Below are 16,137 nucleotides of genomic sequence, written 5' to 3' on the forward strand. Positions count from 1 at the left end.
TCCTTAATTAAATGTTTGGGACAATGCAATAAAATAGATGTTGCCATTTTTTAAAACTTTTTTGAAAGCATGCGTAATTTCTTTTGCAGTGGTTCCTGTTGTATAAACATCATCAATTATCAAAATATTTCCCATGATTGCTTCTTTAATGACAAATGCATCTTTTAAATTTTGAATTCTTTCATTTTTAGATAGGTTAGTTTGTTTTTTTGTTTCTTTAATCTTATAGATACTTCTAATAATAGGTTTTTGGGTAGCAAACGATACATCTTTTGCAAGGAGATATGTTTGATTATATCCTCGTTCTTTAAATTCCATTTTTGACATTGGAACAAAGCCTATAAAGTCAAATTCTATATTATTTGTTTTAATAAAATTAATGATAATAGAAGAGAGAAATTTTGACAAAGCCTTATAGCCATTAAACTTAAATTTTTTTATAAGTTCTTCCATTACCCCAGTATAACGTGTCATTCCATAATAGTATACCACTTCTTCTCTTGAAATGAGAGGGTATTCATTAAAAATGATTTTGTTTTTGCAACTTTCGCAAATGAAATTACTATCAAACAATTTTTTTCCGCAAACAACACAATGTGCTGGAGAAACTATCTCTAGAAAAAATTCTTTAACGTAGTAGTTGTAAAAGTAGTTCAAAATTTCTTTTTGCATCTTTTTTTGCAGTCGTTAATTTATCCTCAATTTTTGTCTCAAAATCATTCTTTTGCAATAAGTTAATAAAGGCTCTTGAGAAATATGATAATTTTAGGTCTTTTATATCTATGCCTTCTATCTCAAATAAATGTGATATGTTTCTTACCTTATCATCGTAAAAAATGGGCAAAATTGGTTTTTTAAGTAGTAAAGAGAACACAACAGAGTGATAACGCATTCCCACAATAAATTTTGCCCCTCTAAATATTGCAAATACTTCATCAATATCTTCTGGAACTACAACCTTGAATTTCGTCTTTTCCTCGATTCGTTTTGCAACATCAAGGTCAATATTTTTGTAAAATGGCACTAAAATTGTCTCATATTCTGTTCTATAGTGCATAAAGCGAGCAATATCTGCAACTTCTTCGAGATCTATTTTTTCGTTACCCTTTATCTGAAGAATGTTGTATGGTTCATCAAAATTAAATTCTTTTTGTGTTGCTGGCTCATACAAGAATGCAAGATCCTGCGTTACAAAAATTTCTTTTCTTACCCCAATGCTTTTGAGGAGTTCTTTAGATTCATTGTCTCTTACTGTTATTAGATCTACAGTATCGAGAATACTTTTTAATATTTTCCTGTCAACATTTTTTGTAATTGGGCCAACGCCTTGAGCAAAAACAGTGCTGTATTTCCGAAATATTTTAGGTAGTTTAAGAAGTGATAGATAGTAATAGAGACTTCTTGAGCTTGTCTTATCTTGGAGAAGTCCACCTCCGCCTGAAATAAGTATGTCAGAATTTTTTATTTCATTAATTATTTGAAAAATATTTGTTCTAATAATTTCATTTTCCTTTGACTTACTCTTTGTTAGAAAAACAGGTTTAATGTTTATCTTCGGTAGCTCTCTTTCAAGGACAGCTTTTATTGATTCGTCTCCCAAATTACCAAAACCAAAATATCCGGAAATAACCGCTTTCAATCGTCAATCCTCCCTACAATTAACTTAAAAGAAAGAACAACTAAATTTTTTAGTCTCCATATTCTTTCGGGCTGAGTAACTGTTCTGTAGAGCCATTCTACTCCAAGTTTTCTTACCCAAGCGGGAGCCCTTTTTACTTTTCCGCTCCAAACATCGAAAGAGCCGCCTACCCCAATATTGGCTGGTACATTTAAATCTTTGTTTTTGATAATCCATTTTTCCTGCTTTATTCCGCCCATTCCAACAAGAAGAATATCTGGCTTCGAATTTATAATTTCCTTTCTTATTTCATTATCATCTTTAAAATAGCCATTATGATAACCGACAATTTCTAAATTAGGAAATTTTTCTCTTATCTTTTTTATAGCAGATTGGAGTATTTCTTCTTTTGCACCCAAAAAGAATACTCTATATCCTTTTTTTTCAGCAAGACGTAATAATTCCCATGCAAATTCAATTCCTGGAATTCTTTGTGTTATTCTTTCGCCAAATCTTCTTGCACCAAGTACAACTCCAATGCCATCTGGAATAACAAGGTCTGCCTCTTTAAGTATGTTTAAAAACTCCTTGTCGCTTATTGCTCTTGAAAGCATTTCGCCATTTATGGTTACTATAAGGTGAAATTCTTTTTTGTTTATAAACCCTTGAACTATGTCAAGGTTCTCGATTAAAGATCTATTAGAAACTTTTATGCCTAAAAATTCAACTTCTTTTTTGGGAGTAAATCTCCTTTTATAGGCTTCTTTAAGAAATACAGGCAGTGTCAAAATACGTGGAAGTCTTTTTGGATCAAGTATAAATCTGTATAGCCATTCTAAGCCTAATTTTTGGATTATATTTGGTGCCCTTCTAAATTCGTTTGCGTAGACATTAAATGTTCCACCAACTCCCATAGCGAATTTTACATTCAGTTTTTCAAGATTTTTATAGATAAATTTTTCTTGTTTTGGAGATCCCATCCCAACAAAGAGAATATCAGCATTGCTTTTCGCGATATCTTCAATAATCTTATCTTCCTCATTAAAAAAACCATTATGAAAACCTGCAATTTGTAAGCTTGGAAAAGCCTTTTTGATATTTTCAATTGCCTTTTTTAAGCTTTCTTCTTTTGTTCCAAGAAAGTAAACTTTATAACTTTTTTCTTCAGCCACTTTCAGTAATTCAGTGAAAAGATCGATGCCTGTAACACGCTCTTTTATTTTTATACCTTTAAATACTTTGGCAGCAAATATAATTCCAACTCCGTCTATAAAGTTTAGGTCTGAATTTTTAATGATATTAAGTAAATCTTCGTCTTGGTATGCTTTTAGTGCCTTTTCAGGATTGATTGCTACAGCAAAATGAGGACATTTTTCATTAAGCATTCTTTCTATGTATTGAACTGCTTCTTTTTTGGTAAGATTATCAACTGGTATATCAAAGATCTCAATTCTCATATAGTATAATAATGGAACCCCAAGTTAGTTGCCTTTATTTTGTCTATTATTCCCTTTGCATCGAAAATGACTGCATCTTTTTTGAGGAAATTTTTCCACGTGTTTATATCGTAATTTACCTCGTTATGGATGATTGGTATAATTATAACATCTTTTCCTCTAAGTAATGTTTCAAAGTCTTTTTCGGCTTCAGGAAAATTTCCTTTAATCTTAGGGTCAAAAAATGTTACCTCTGCTCCTTTTCCTTTTAATATTTCTTTTAGCATTATTGCAGGGCTTTCCGATACATCAGATGAATTATCTTTCATTGCAATTCCAAGAAAGCCAATCTTTGCATTATCAAGGCTTTTACCTAGATTTGTTAACGCTTTCTCTATAATATCTGCAATATCTTTAGGTCTTCTGTCATTGACACTGCGTGCTGCATGTAAGAGCGGCATTTCGAGTCCAATCTTATCAGTTAGATAGAAAATGTATTTTGAAGCAAAAGGAATGCAATGACCGCCTACACCTATCCCTGGAGTTAAAAGTTTTACTCTTTTGTGTGTATTTGCAACTCGTATAACTTCCATTGTATCAATACTTAATGCATTTGTTAGATTTGCAAGTTCATTTACAATTGCAATATTAACGTCTCTTGACGCATTCTCTATAAGTTTTGAAATTTCTACAACTTCAGGTGAACTTGCCTCGATTATGTTTGGATTTATTAGTTCGAGAAGTTTTTTTGCTCGTTTTGTTCCTTCCTCACTTAAACCAGAGACTGCAACAGGCATTGTTTGAAATTCCTCAAATGCCTTTCCTTCAGCAATTCTTTCAGATGAATAGGCAAGATAAAAATCTTTACCTTCTTTTAATCCGCTTACTTCCTCAATTAATGGTTTTGCAATATTTTTTGTGGTAAGGGGAGGAACAGTTGATCTTATTAGAACAAGGGCATCCTTTTTTAAATTTTTTCCTATAGATTTCATTGCGTTTTCAAAAACATTTAAATTAACAACCCCATTTTCTATTGGAATTCCAACAGTTACAATAATATTACGAACATCTTTTAAGCCCAACTCGTATGAGTCTGTTGGTTCGAAAAGTCCGTTTTCTAAGCTTTCCTTTAGAATTTGTTCGATATGTTTTCCATTGTATTCTTCAAATACATGTGTTTTGCCATTTTTAAGTTGGTTAATGTAATCTTTGTTTATATCAATTCCAATAACCTTTATTCCATGAAGCGAATATGTTAGAGATAATGGTAAGCCTACAAACCCCAGTCCTATTACTGCAATCTTTTCCATTTAAAACCTCCGAAAAAATTGATTTCCAAAGGGTATTTTATATTAAAATACTTATTTTTCAAAATGATTTTTTGAATATTGCAAAAATTATTGATAGATTATATAATTAGAAAGGACGCGCCCATAGCTCAACTGGATAGAGCAACGGTCTACGGAACCGTCGGTTGCGGGTTCGACTCCTGCTGGGCGCGCCATTATTATTTCTTGAGCATTGGCATCTTTATGTTGTGTTTCTTTGCGGTTTCTATTGCAATTTCATACCCGGCATCTGCATGTCTTACAACACCACTTGCTGGATCATTATGTAGAACTCTTGAAAGTTTTTCGTGAGCTAAGTCTGTTCCATCTGCAACTATAACAAAACCAGCGTGTATTGAGTATCCAATACCAACTCCACCACCATGATGTACTGATACCCAAGTTGCACCAGATGAAGCATTAAGTAACGCATTTAGAATTGGCCAATCCGCAATTGCATCAGATCCATCAAGCATTTTTTCAGTTTCTCTATATGGCGATGCAACAGATCCAGTATCGTGGTGATCTCTTCCTATTACAATTGGTGCCTTTAATTTACCATTTTTAACTAATTTATTTATTTCAATGCCAAATGCTTCTCTTTCACCTTGTCCTAACCAACAAATTCTTGCTGGTAATCCTTGGAAATGAACTTTCTTATGTGCAAGATCAATCCATTTTTTAAGATGTTCATCGTAAGGGAAAAGCTTTAGAACAATTTCATCTGTTAGATATATATCTTCAGGATCTCCGGAAAGAGCAACCCACCTAAAAGGTCCTTTTCCTTCAGAAAACAATGGTCTTATATATTCAGGAACATAACCAACAATTTCAAAGGCATCTTTTGCTCCATGGTCAAAAGCATTTCTTCTTAAATTATTTCCATATTCAAACACCTTTGAGCCATGTCTTTGCATTTCAACCATCGTGCTTACATGTTCAACCATTGAATCATAAACTCTTTCAAGATATTCGCTTGGTTTTTCTTTCCGCATAGTACTTGCTTCTTCAACAGTTAATCCCTTTGGAACATAACCATTCAGTGGATCGTGTGCTGCGGTTTGATCAGTTAAAATATCTGGAATGAATCCCTCCTTTAGCATCCGCGGTAAGACATCAACAATATTGCCGCGTAAAGCTATTGAAATTGGCTCGTTTTTTTTCTTGTGTTCTAAAGCAATTTTAATTGCTTCCTCATAACTTTCAGTCCAGGTATCTAGGTAACCGGTCTTTAATCGTCTATCGATCATTTTCTTATCAACTTCAACTGCAATAATTATTCCATCATTAAGTGTAACTGCAAGTGGTTGAGCTCCTCCCATTTCCCCTAATCCTGCGGTTACAACAATTTTGCCTCTTAAGGTATTTCCAAAATATTTTTTTGCAACTGCATAAAATGTCTCATAAGTTCCTTGAAGGATTCCCTGAGTTCCTATGTAAATCCAACTTCCAGCAGTCATCTGTCCATACATTGTTAGACCACGTTCTTCAAGTTCTCTGAAATACTCCCAGGTTGCCCATTTTGGCACAAGCATTGCATTTGAAATCAATACTCTTGGCGCCCATTCATTTGTTTTGAATACAGCAACAGGTTTTCCAGATTGAACAAGTAGTGTCTCATCATTTTCTAATTCTTTGAGGGTCTCAATAATGGCATCGAAGCACTCCCAATTTCTTGCTGCCTTGCCTGTGCCACCATACACGATAAGATTTGCCGGATCCTTTGCAACATCTGGATCAAGATTGTTCATAAGCATACGCAACGGTGCTTCTGTTTGCCAACTCTTACATGTTAATGTTGTTCCTCTCGGTGCTTTAATAATTCTTTCCATACCTACCTCCTATCTACCATATTCATCTTTCCTTATTATCTTAGAAACTTCAGATATTACAAATGGAATAAAAGCGAGAAGGAGTATGTCTAAACTCTCTAAGACTGTGGGAAGCGTATTTTTAAAAATAAATCTTAACTGTGGTACATAAATTGTTGCTAACAATAGTATAATTCCGAATACAAACGAAAAGTTCATAAACATATTTGAGAATACGCCAATTTTAAAGAGATATCCTTCGAAAGAACGACCTGAATACGCTCTCAAAAGTTCTGAAATAACAAGGACCATATATGCTATTGTTCTTGCTTCATCAAGGTTTCCGGTTCTTTTGTAGCTAAGGATAAAACCTAGAAGAGTTGACAATGTAATTGCAATACTCTGAGTGATTATGATTCCATAGTGATAACGTGTAAGAATGGGTTCTTTTTTCCTACGAGGAGGTTTTTTCATCAAGTCTTCTTCTCCTTTTTCCATTCCTAATGCAAGAGCAGGAAAACTATCAGTTACAAGGTTTAGCCAGAGAAGATGTAATGGAAGTAGTGGTGGTGGGTATCCTAAAAGAAGCGCAAAAAACATAATCATAACTTCGGCAATATTGCAGGAAAGCAAATATACAATAAACTTTCTTATATTTTCAAATATTGTACGTCCTTGGAATACAGCAGAAACAAGCGTTGCGAAATTGTCGTCAAGAAGAACCATATCAGATGCCTCTTTTGCAACTTCAGTTCCTGTTAGTCCCATTGAAACCCCAATGTCTGCTTTTTTCAGCGCCGGGGCATCATTGACTCCATCTCCTGTCATTGCAACTACTTCGTTCTTTTTTTGAAGGGCCTCAACTATTCTCAACTTATCGAGTGGATTTATTCTTGCAAAAATACTTACGTTTTCAACAATTTTTGTTAACTCATCATCTGAAATATTTTCAAGATCGGAACTTGTCAAAACTTCTCCTTCTGGAAAGTCTAGTTCTTTTGCAATTGCATATGCAGTTATTGGATGATCACCAGTTATCATTACCGGTCTTATACCAGCGCTCCTGCATTTATCTATTGCATCTTTTACTTCCATTCTTAACGGGTCTTTCATCATTACAAAGCCAAGAAAAACAAGGTTCTCTTCAGTTGCTTCATGTAGGTTTGGAATTATTTTATCTGCAAATGCAAGGATTCTGAGACCTTTGGCAGCATTTTCTTCAACTATTTTTAGAAGCTCTTGTTTCTTCTCAATCGAAAGTTCTACAATTTTAGAATCTATTTTTGCAAATTTCGAAAGTTCTAAAATGACCTCAGAAGCACCTTTTGAAACAACAAGATATTCGTTTCCAAATTTATGTATAGTAGTCATTCTTTTGCTCTCAGAGGTAAATGGAATTTCCGAAATCCTTTCGAATTTTGACCTTACTTCTCGGATTTCTTTGTCGTCAATAAAATCTATGAGGGCAATTTCTGTTGGATCTCCCCTATCCTTTTCGGCATCATTACACAAAATCATTGCCCTTTTAAGTCTTTCACTAATATTTAACTCAGAGTTGATTTTTCCGTCTTCAAAAACTGCTACAATTTTCATTTTGTTTTGAGTTAGCGTTCCTGTTTTATCGGTGCAAATATACGTAACTGCTCCCAACGTCTCAACAGCGGGAAGATTTCTTATTACTGCATTTCTTTTTGCCATCTCAAATACACCAATAGCAAGAACTATTGTTACCACTGCTGGAAGTCCTTCGGGAATTGCTGCAACAGCAAGGGACACGCTTGTGAGAAGCATATCTAAAATTTTTCCACCTCTTAGCCAACCTAACATAAAGATGATTGCGCTTACAATAAGGAAAAGAATTCCTAGCAATTTTCCAATATTATCGAGTTGTACTTCAAGAGGTGTCTTCTCTTTCTTGGTTTCGCTTATTTTGGTTGCGATTTTCCCAAGTTGCGTATTTATTCCTGTTTCTGTAACTAAAACTCTTGCCTTTCCTTTAACAACTGTTGTACCCATATAAACCTTGCAATCTTCCGTTATTTCACCTAAACAGGAATTCTTTTTTACAGGAACTGACTCACCTGTTAGCATTGATTCATCAACAAAAAGGCTAACCTCTTTTACTACGATTCCATCTGCTTGCACTTTATCGCCAGCTTCTAAAAGTAAAATATCAGAAGGAACGATTTCATTTGAAGGTATTTTTGTAATTTTTCCATCTCTTAGAACAGTACTTGTAGGACTTGTTAGTTTCTTGACTTTCTCAAGCGCATTTTCGGCTCTTTGTTCCTGAATGACACCAAGTATTGCATTTAGAATGACAATTGCAAGAATAACAATTGAATCAACAAATTCTCCAAAGAAAGCAGAAATAATGCTTGCAAAAATTAAAATTATGATAAGGAAGTTTTTAAATTGATTTATAAATTTTTGAAGTAAAGTTTCTTTTCTGCCTTCGGGCAATTCATTTTTTCCAAATTGCTTAAGTTTTTCTTCTGCTTCCTGAGTAGTTAACCCACTCTCAATTAACTCTTGCCTAAGATTTTTAAGGTCAATCAAGTTTTACTCCCGTTTTTACCCGCCACCGTCAGGTGGAAAGAAATCAATCATGCCGCCATCTTTTAAGGTTAAACTAACCAAGTCAAAATCTTCGAATTTTGTGTTTTCATTTAGAAGAGTTTCGATATTTCTTCCGTTTATGAGTATTATCAGTCTTCCAAATTTAACATCTTCCTCAAGTTTTGGAAATTTATCCTTGAGTTCATTTATTAATTCTTTAACATTGTCAACTTTTAAATGCAGTCTTTCTACGCCAAACTTTTCTTGCAAATCACCATGTAAAAAGACTGTTACTCTTGCCATAATGATGGCCTCCTTAATTAAGACTAAGGCCGTGCGTCTGCGGTTGACATTTTGTTACAAGCTGTACTGATTTACGAGACTCCAGCAAGATTTTCTCAAGCCAAACATTAAACTCTCTTACCGCTGCGTCCTTCCGGAACTCACGGGGTTTAAGAGTCAATGTTGCTTGAGGTCCTGCCTTCATCGCCCTTTCAATCAGCCTTGGCTTACAACAAAATGCCTTCCTGCAGATTGTCAGCCCCTGTTTAGCGGGTTCAGGGTTACAGGGCACCGCTATCTCCCCGCTTTAGCACGACCTAATATATTATAGGAGTTTTAAGGTAATTTTAAAAGATTAATTGAAATGACAGTTGGTTGATTTTCTATCACTGAAACTTCTGTCTCATATGGAAGATAACCATCTAATTCTATACGAATTTTATGTTTTCCTTCCGTGATAGAAGTTTGTTCAAGAGGAGTGATACCCATATCAACTCCATCGACAAATACTTTTGCACCAGACGGATTACTTGAAATTGCAATATAGTACTTTGCCTTTGTAAGGGCAATATCACGCTTTAAAGTGATTCCCTTCTTAATTTCCACTTCTTCTATATAGGGTTCATATTGAGGAAGGCTTACTCTTAAAATATATTTTCCTTCAGGTAAATCTTTTAGATCAAGTGGTGTTTTACCAACTTCAGCATTGTTAAGGAATACTGTTGCTTTATCAGGAATAGAATTTACAATAATTTCAGTTGTAATAGGTTCGAGTTTTGCAAATAAGTTTATTGATTCATTCGAGTTTCCAGTGATTATTTGTTTCCAATTCTTGTAATTTTCGTGTTTTACTTCGATTATATGATTTTGATTTGCAATTAAATCAGAGATTAACATAGGAGTTTTACCTTTTAAAACACCATCAACATAAACAGTAGAATTTGTTGGGTCAGAGTCAACGCTTACTGTGAAAACGGCATGTTCTAAAATTGTGTTTACAAGAGCATTAGGATTTGTACTCGAAAGCACTACTTCTTCCTTATATTCTTTGTATCCTTCAAGTTTTATCAGAACTTCATAAGTACCAAAGGGAAGTGAATTTATTACAAGAGGTGTCTCTCCTTTTAACTCTCCGTTAATATAGACTGAAGCCTTTTGAGGATAAGAATTTACCGAAATACTTCCGCTTTCTTTTGATAGCATTTTAAACAGGACAAAGCCAATTATAAAAACAAAAAGCAAAAGTATAAGAATTAATATTTTTTTCATTTTAGTTTCTCCAATACCTTATTAAGAATAATCTCTTCCAATTCTTTAACGGGTTTACTTCCATCAACTATAAAAAATCTCTCTTCAAGTCTGGCAATTTGTAGATATCCGTTTCTTACATTTCTAAGAAAATGAATTCCTAACTTTTCTATTCTATCTGCGTCTTTAATTCTTTCGAAACTCAATCTCTCATTAATATCAATAATAATTGTAAGATTCGGGATAATTCCTTCAAGTATAAAGTTGTGGACGTAATGAATGAAATCGATTGAAACGCCTCTTCCATAGCCTTGATATGCAACGGAACTGTCATGAAATCTGTCTGAAATTACGATAAAGCCTTTCGATAAATTAGGCTTAACAATTTCTCTAACATGAGTTTTTCTATCAGATGCAAAAAGCAAGAATTCTGAAACAGGGTCCATTTCTATACTTAATATAATATTTCTTATGTAATTACCAAACTCGGTTCCTCCTGGTTCTTTTGTAAGGATTACTTCAAAACCGAGTTTCTCTAAATTATTTTTCAAAAGTTTTGCTTGTGTCGATTTTCCTGAGCCATCTATTCCTTCAAAAGTGATGAACATTATTTTCTCCTTGGATAAATGATAAGCCTCATATGTGGCTTCAGGCCAACAAGTTCTGTAACAAGCCCATATTTTTCGATAAGATCAGCTTTTTCTTGAAGTTCGTCTGGGTTGCCTTCTATTTCTTTAGGAACACCTTTTTCTATTACCTCTTCAATTATATTTTCAACTTCTTCAAAATCAACAGATGTTTTCGGTTTTCCTTTGTTTTTTAATTCTTTTATGAAATCTTTTACTCCTCCAAGAGAGTTCCTTTCGATAACTTTTATTGGTATTTGTAAATTCGATGCATATTCTAGTATCTCTTTCTTTTTTTCGAGAGACTTTTTATCGCAAACAATAAGGTTTGCCTGTTCTATGTTTTTAACTATTCTTCCCTTTAGCCTTATAGAGTGAAGTGCACGTTCAATATAACTTGCATTTATTCCAAGAGCAAATATCTTTAACTCACTATCTTTTTGATTCTCTATGCTTGTCTTTTCTTGATTTATTTTTAACTGTTCAAACATTGTGCTTTCGCCCGACTTTCTTATTTCTGGAAATACAGGAAAACCACGTAACAAAGCATCAACTGTCTCTGCAACATCATGATAGATTGCAAAAACTCCTCTTTCTCTTATCTCTATTAACGTATCGAATGTAGGAGGTGATTTCCTTTCAAGCACAGTTTTTTGAGTTCCTCTTCTTGCAGCTTCTTCATCACTAAGAGTGACAGATGTTATACCACCTATGAGATCCTGAAGTGTTGGATTTACAAGTAAATTTTCTATACTTGTCCCGTGTGCCGTTGCAATAAGCCTAACACCTCTTTCTGCAATCGTTCTGCATGCCTTTGCTTCTTCCGCCCTTCCTATTTCATCAATAATGATAACTTCAGGAAAATGATTTTCAACTGCCTCAATCATAACTTCTTCCTGTGCAGTACCAAATGGGACTTGCATCCTTCTTGCATTTCCTATTCCTGGATGTGGAACATCACCATCTCCTCCAATTTCATTGGACGTATCTATTACAATAACTCGTTTACCAAGTTCAGTACTAAGAACCCTTGCCGCTTCTCTTAAAAGGGTTGTTTTTCCAACGCCAGGTTTTCCAAGAAGAAGCAAATTTCTCTCGCTTGTTATAATATCTTTCAATACCTCAACGGTTCCGTAAACTGCTCTGCCAACTCTACAGGTAAGTCCAATTACTTCGCCTCTTCTATTGAACACACCTGAAATTCTATGTAGTGTTTTTTCTATTCCAGCTCTATGGTCTCTGTCAAAAACCCCAATTTTTTGAAGTGTCTCATTGATCTCTTCTCTTGTTACAGGTTCGTCTCTTAAATAAACAGTTCTATTTGTAAACCTTGCTTCGGGTTTTCTACCCAAATCTAATACTACTTCGATAAGATTATCAAATTCTCCAATATTTTGAAGTTTTTCCTTTATGTTTTTAGGCAGAATTTCCAGGAACGCTTGTTTTTCAAATTCAGTTTGTTCGTCTCTCATTCATCCTCCAGAAAAATTCTTCTATATTTTTTCTTATCTCTTCAATATCTCCAAATAGACTGTAAATTTCGTATTTATCTGTATCAATAGTTAAAACTGGTGAAATTTTAAAATTTTTGATCCACTCTTCGTATCTATCGTTAAGCTTTTTAATATAATTTCTTCTAATGGTTTTTTCGTAGCCTCTTCCTCTTATTTTTATTCTCTCCATAAGTGTATCTACCGAAGTCCTTAAATATATTATAAAATTTGGTGGAGTTATTATTTCAAGATAGTGCTCGTAAATTTTTTTGTATATTTTGTATTCACTTTCGTTTAAAAGGATTTTAGCAAATATTTCAGCATCTTCATAAATGGTTCTATCAAGAATGATGTTTGAAGAATTCTTTTCTATTCTTAATTGAAGGTTTGCCCTTTCAGTAAGAAAGAATAATTGTGAATGAAACGCCCATCTTTCTGGATCTTTATAAAATTTTTTAATAAAAGGATTTTTTGCTTCCGGTTCTTCAAGTATATCAAACTTCCATTTTTCGCTTAAGTATTTTGAAAGAGTTGATTTGCCAGAACCTATATTTCCTGCTATTGCTACTATGAATTTTGGCTTCATTTTATAAGTTGTCTTATTGTAGAAAACGGGTAGTGCATATTCTGTAGAAGTTTTGCAATAAATTCGTTAGATTTAACTCTTTTTTCTCTTTTAAGGTCAAAGATTGCATTTAATCCTTGTACTGCAAGAAAACTTCTTCCCATATCATACACAAAGTCTTCTATAAATTTTTCCTTATCTAATAATATTTTATCTTCGTTAACAAAATTTTCAACTGAAAGCATATTCCAATTTCTAAAGTAAATTTCATTTTGAATATAAGCTTTCAAAATTGTAATGTACTCCTCGTAATAATAAACTAATTCAAATTGTCTTCCTAAGTTTCCTTTTATATCATCGAATATTATTCTTCTTAGGTATACTGGAAGCCCATTGTAAAGAAGTTGATTTAAAAAATACTTTTTTTTGCTCTTAATACTAACTCTATAGAAGTTTATGAAAGGTTTGCCAAGAAATAAGTTTGATATTATTTGGTAGAGTAAAGAGTAATAATTTTCTTCATTTCTCACAATAAAAAGAACATTCCTTTTTGTATCAAATTCTCCCGACGGTATCGTATAACCAATGAGACTTGAAAGAATATCGGGAAATTCACTTGAATCAATAAAAACCTTTTTTTCAAATTCGATTTTTTCATAAGGCAAAAATGTCCTTATGAGGCTTTCAATTGAATTTAAAATATCTTTTATTGCGACTTCATTATACTGCTCTCTTTGTGAAATTACTTCTTTAATGGTTTCCTTATAAGGGTTTGCAATTTTTATTTCTCTTGCTTTCTTTATCAAATTCTCAGATATTGAAATAAGGTTATCTTCTAAGAATCTTTTTAAATCCACAAAATTATTGTCGAGATTTTGGAAATCGAGAATTCCTTTCAATTTGACATCGCTTCCTGCCTTAATTGATTTAATTAATTTTCTTAATTCATTTAGTGATTCTATTGCGTTTGTTTTTTCCAGTTTCAAGTTTTCTTTTTTGTCAGTATCGCTTTTTGTAAGCAAATATGTTGAGAATTGATTAATAAAGTGCTCAAGATAATCAATCTCTCGTAATATTGCCTTCCTTTCAAGCTCCGTTATATTAACTACATAAGTTCTTATGTAATCATTTACATACTTTAATGTACTTAGTCTTTCGGAAAAGTTTCTGCTTCTTATACTTATTGGTTTCGTTTGGACTAGAGCAACAGACACTATGCCAATGAAGGCATCAAAAACAAAGAACTGTGGATTGTCGTATAATCCGTCATCAACAAATTGAAAAGTGTTTTCTAAAAACGTTTTAAATGTTTTTGAGTCATGTGTTTTTAGATTTTTATTTTTTTCCTCATAATTCTTTAATGAAGAAAGTGTCTCGCTTATAAAATTTTTAAAATTATTTAATTCATTTCTATCGTAAGTAGAAAGTTTGTAGTCATATCTATGAATTCCCCTAAGTGTTGCAAAAGATGAAAAGAAATAGTAATATTCATCAAAGAAATTTTCTATTAGTGAATCAAGATCATTTTCAATTTTCATCTAGATTCACCTCTACATTATCAAGATCTATTTTTAGATTAACTGTTTCTCTTTTGTTTCCATTTATATTTTCAAGTGTAAATTCAGAAGGTATACCATTATTTGAGAGATTCAACGTGAGAGTATTTTTCGAATCGCTACTCGAAAAAATGAATTTTGTAGGTGTTTCATATTTAACTTTTTCATTTACTGATGCTAAGAATTCATTTATAACATCCACAAGAGGAATTATAACTAAATTATCAGCAAGAAAATCCTCCTTGTTCTCAGTAATCTCTTGTATTTGTCTGCCGTTTTCCCTCGTGTAAACTCTACCAGAAATAACAAAAATTTCCCTTTCCGTTATTTGTCCGTTTTGGTTCGTAATAGTTTTAGTATATTTATCTTCACCATTAATGACTTGGACAAAGGTGTATGAGTATCCTGTTTCAGAATTAGTGAGCTCATATTTGTATTTAGAAACCTTGCTTGCCCAAATGTTAATTTGTTCCTTTATGTAAGATAAATCTCCCTCTGTAAGGTTAACTTGTATGACTCTATATATTGGTTTTATCCCTATTTTTAACTTAGTTGCTTGATAACCAATTCTTTCAAAAATGAGAAACTGGTTAAAATTTAAATCTAAAAATTTTGCAATACCTTGCTCGTTTGTAAGAAAATTATTTACCTTTACTCCACTAATAGGAGTTTTTAGTGCTTCGTCAAAAACTTTTACCTCTGTAATGTTAAACAGAAGCACAATAAGTATGAGAATTCCAAGTGAATTTATTAAATACTTTTTCATGTTAATAAGTCCTGAACATTTGTGGCCTTATAAATTTCTGGAATTTGTGTGCCAAGGAATGTACCATACCAGAATCTCATTAATTTCTTGTATGGATTATCGACTTGTATATCTTTTATTCCTTCATTAATGATGTTAGTCCTTAATGTTGTTGAAACATATTGATCTTTTTTACTCCTTAAACAGTCTTCTATGATCTTCTCATAATGTTCCTTAAAATATTTTTCCTTTTCGTTAGGGTTTTTAACATATACTTGTGAAAATTCTTCATAGAAATTTTTCACTTCTTGCTCTGAAACTGTTATATCTTTTGTTAAGAGATCTATTTCTTTATCGGCTAACAACTTCTTATAAACTATATCTCTTAACGATGACTTTCTTACGCCAATTGTGCTTAAAAAATCTTCTAATGCAAGTTCCTTGTTGTTAAAACCTTGAGATACAGAATCTCTAAGGTTTGCAATATAAGAATCAATTTCGGATTGGCTTACATTTAAATTATCTCTTAGTGCTTTATTATAAAGAATTCCATCTGAGATTGCATTTATGTAGGCAAGTTGAAGGACATTCCTTGAGGCTGCAAGTGATTTCGGATCTCCAGTTTGGAGATTGGGGAGCGGAGAATTTAAAGTTTTCGAAGCAAGATAAATTTGATAATTTATTTCATCGTATGTTATCTTATCGTTGCCAACTTTAAGATAAACATTCTTCCAAGGAAGGATGAGACTTACATAGAGTGATACTAAAAGAAGAATAACAGATAATACAACTACTGAACCGATGATAATTGGTTTTTTGTAACTCTTACTAATTTTTTTTCTTTTTACTAATATTTTCTTCCTTTCCATA

At 32.9% G+C, this 16,137-nt stretch carries 14 protein-coding genes, 1 tRNA gene and 1 other RNA gene; 1 reads left to right on the forward strand and 15 read right to left on the reverse strand.

All coding sequences use genetic code 11. The features are described 5' to 3' along the window. Positions 1 to 3 precede the first annotated feature (3 nt). Genes ACMV0E_RS01140 through ACMV0E_RS01155 form a run of 4 tightly spaced genes read right to left on the reverse strand, consistent with a single transcriptional unit; the run spans position 4 to position 4,364 of the window. A complete protein-coding gene (locus tag ACMV0E_RS01140) occupies positions 4 to 672 on the reverse strand; it encodes a ComF family protein (RefSeq protein WP_416084676.1) in 669 nt (222 codons plus the stop codon). Continuing rightward, the gene (csaB, locus tag ACMV0E_RS01145; RefSeq protein ID WP_416084534.1) at positions 629 to 1,639 is read right to left on the reverse strand and encodes a polysaccharide pyruvyl transferase CsaB; all 1,011 of its coding nucleotides are present in this window, start codon (positions 1,637 to 1,639) and stop codon (positions 629 to 631) included. Before csaB ends, ACMV0E_RS01140 begins: the two co-directional genes overlap by 44 nt. Further along, positions 1,636 to 3,075 carry a WecB/TagA/CpsF family glycosyltransferase gene (locus tag ACMV0E_RS01150; RefSeq protein ID WP_416084535.1) on the reverse strand — a complete coding sequence of 480 codons (1,440 nt, stop codon included), beginning with the start codon at positions 3,073 to 3,075 and terminating at the stop codon, positions 1,636 to 1,638. Before ACMV0E_RS01150 ends, csaB begins: the two co-directional genes overlap by 4 nt. Continuing rightward, positions 3,072 to 4,364, reverse strand: a complete 1,293-nt coding sequence (locus ACMV0E_RS01155) for a nucleotide sugar dehydrogenase (protein ID WP_416084536.1) — start codon at positions 4,362 to 4,364, stop codon at positions 3,072 to 3,074. The genes ACMV0E_RS01150 and ACMV0E_RS01155 overlap by 4 nt, the downstream gene beginning before the upstream one ends. Before the next feature lie 117 nt (positions 4,365 to 4,481). Between ACMV0E_RS01155 and ACMV0E_RS01160 the strand changes: the two genes are divergently transcribed. After that, positions 4,482 to 4,558, forward strand: a tRNA-Arg gene (locus tag ACMV0E_RS01160). A 3-nt stretch (positions 4,559 to 4,561) separates the two neighbouring features. Here ACMV0E_RS01160 and hutU read toward each other — a convergent pair. The 11 genes from hutU to ACMV0E_RS01215 form a co-directional block, all read right to left on the reverse strand. Next, the gene (gene hutU / locus ACMV0E_RS01165) at positions 4,562 to 6,214 is read right to left on the reverse strand and encodes a urocanate hydratase (protein WP_416084537.1); all 1,653 of its coding nucleotides are present in this window, start codon (positions 6,212 to 6,214) and stop codon (positions 4,562 to 4,564) included. A 9-nt stretch (positions 6,215 to 6,223) separates the two neighbouring features. Beyond that, positions 6,224 to 8,752 carry a cation-translocating P-type ATPase gene (locus ACMV0E_RS01170; RefSeq protein WP_416084538.1) on the reverse strand — a complete coding sequence of 843 codons (2,529 nt, stop codon included), beginning with the start codon at positions 8,750 to 8,752 and terminating at the stop codon, positions 6,224 to 6,226. A gap of 15 nt (positions 8,753 to 8,767) precedes the next feature. Beyond that, positions 8,768 to 9,055 carry a MoaD/ThiS family protein gene (locus tag ACMV0E_RS01175; RefSeq protein WP_416084539.1) on the reverse strand — a complete coding sequence of 96 codons (288 nt, stop codon included), beginning with the start codon at positions 9,053 to 9,055 and terminating at the stop codon, positions 8,768 to 8,770. A gap of 29 nt (positions 9,056 to 9,084) precedes the next feature. Next, positions 9,085 to 9,350, reverse strand: an RNA gene (gene ffs / locus ACMV0E_RS01180) — signal recognition particle sRNA large type. A gap of 20 nt (positions 9,351 to 9,370) precedes the next feature. Beyond that, positions 9,371 to 10,303: a PEGA domain-containing protein gene (locus tag ACMV0E_RS01185; RefSeq protein WP_416084540.1), complete on the reverse strand. Its 933-nt coding sequence runs from the start codon at positions 10,301 to 10,303 to the stop codon at positions 9,371 to 9,373. Continuing rightward, positions 10,300 to 10,890: a dTMP kinase gene (gene tmk, locus ACMV0E_RS01190; protein WP_416084541.1), complete on the reverse strand. Its 591-nt coding sequence runs from the start codon at positions 10,888 to 10,890 to the stop codon at positions 10,300 to 10,302. Before tmk ends, ACMV0E_RS01185 begins: the two co-directional genes overlap by 4 nt. After that, the gene (locus ACMV0E_RS01195) at positions 10,890 to 12,380 is read right to left on the reverse strand and encodes an AAA family ATPase (protein WP_416084542.1); all 1,491 of its coding nucleotides are present in this window, start codon (positions 12,378 to 12,380) and stop codon (positions 10,890 to 10,892) included. The genes tmk and ACMV0E_RS01195 overlap by 1 nt, the downstream gene beginning before the upstream one ends. Then, positions 12,361 to 12,987 carry a deoxynucleoside kinase gene (locus ACMV0E_RS01200; protein WP_416084543.1) on the reverse strand — a complete coding sequence of 209 codons (627 nt, stop codon included), beginning with the start codon at positions 12,985 to 12,987 and terminating at the stop codon, positions 12,361 to 12,363. The genes ACMV0E_RS01195 and ACMV0E_RS01200 overlap by 20 nt, the downstream gene beginning before the upstream one ends. Beyond that, positions 12,984 to 14,504 carry a hypothetical protein gene (locus ACMV0E_RS01205; protein ID WP_416084544.1) on the reverse strand — a complete coding sequence of 507 codons (1,521 nt, stop codon included), beginning with the start codon at positions 14,502 to 14,504 and terminating at the stop codon, positions 12,984 to 12,986. The genes ACMV0E_RS01200 and ACMV0E_RS01205 overlap by 4 nt, the downstream gene beginning before the upstream one ends. Continuing rightward, complete coding sequence (locus ACMV0E_RS01210) at positions 14,494 to 15,288, reverse strand: hypothetical protein (protein WP_416084545.1); 795 nt, start codon at positions 15,286 to 15,288, stop codon at positions 14,494 to 14,496. The genes ACMV0E_RS01205 and ACMV0E_RS01210 overlap by 11 nt, the downstream gene beginning before the upstream one ends. After that, positions 15,285 to 16,136: a hypothetical protein gene (locus tag ACMV0E_RS01215; RefSeq protein WP_416084546.1), complete on the reverse strand. Its 852-nt coding sequence runs from the start codon at positions 16,134 to 16,136 to the stop codon at positions 15,285 to 15,287. The genes ACMV0E_RS01210 and ACMV0E_RS01215 overlap by 4 nt, the downstream gene beginning before the upstream one ends. Position 16,137: the final 1 nt, after the last annotated feature.

It is taken from the genome of Caldisericum insulae, assembly GCF_047785965.1.
In the GTDB taxonomy this organism is placed as follows: Bacteria; Caldisericota; Caldisericia; order Caldisericales; family Caldisericaceae; genus Caldisericum; species Caldisericum exile_A.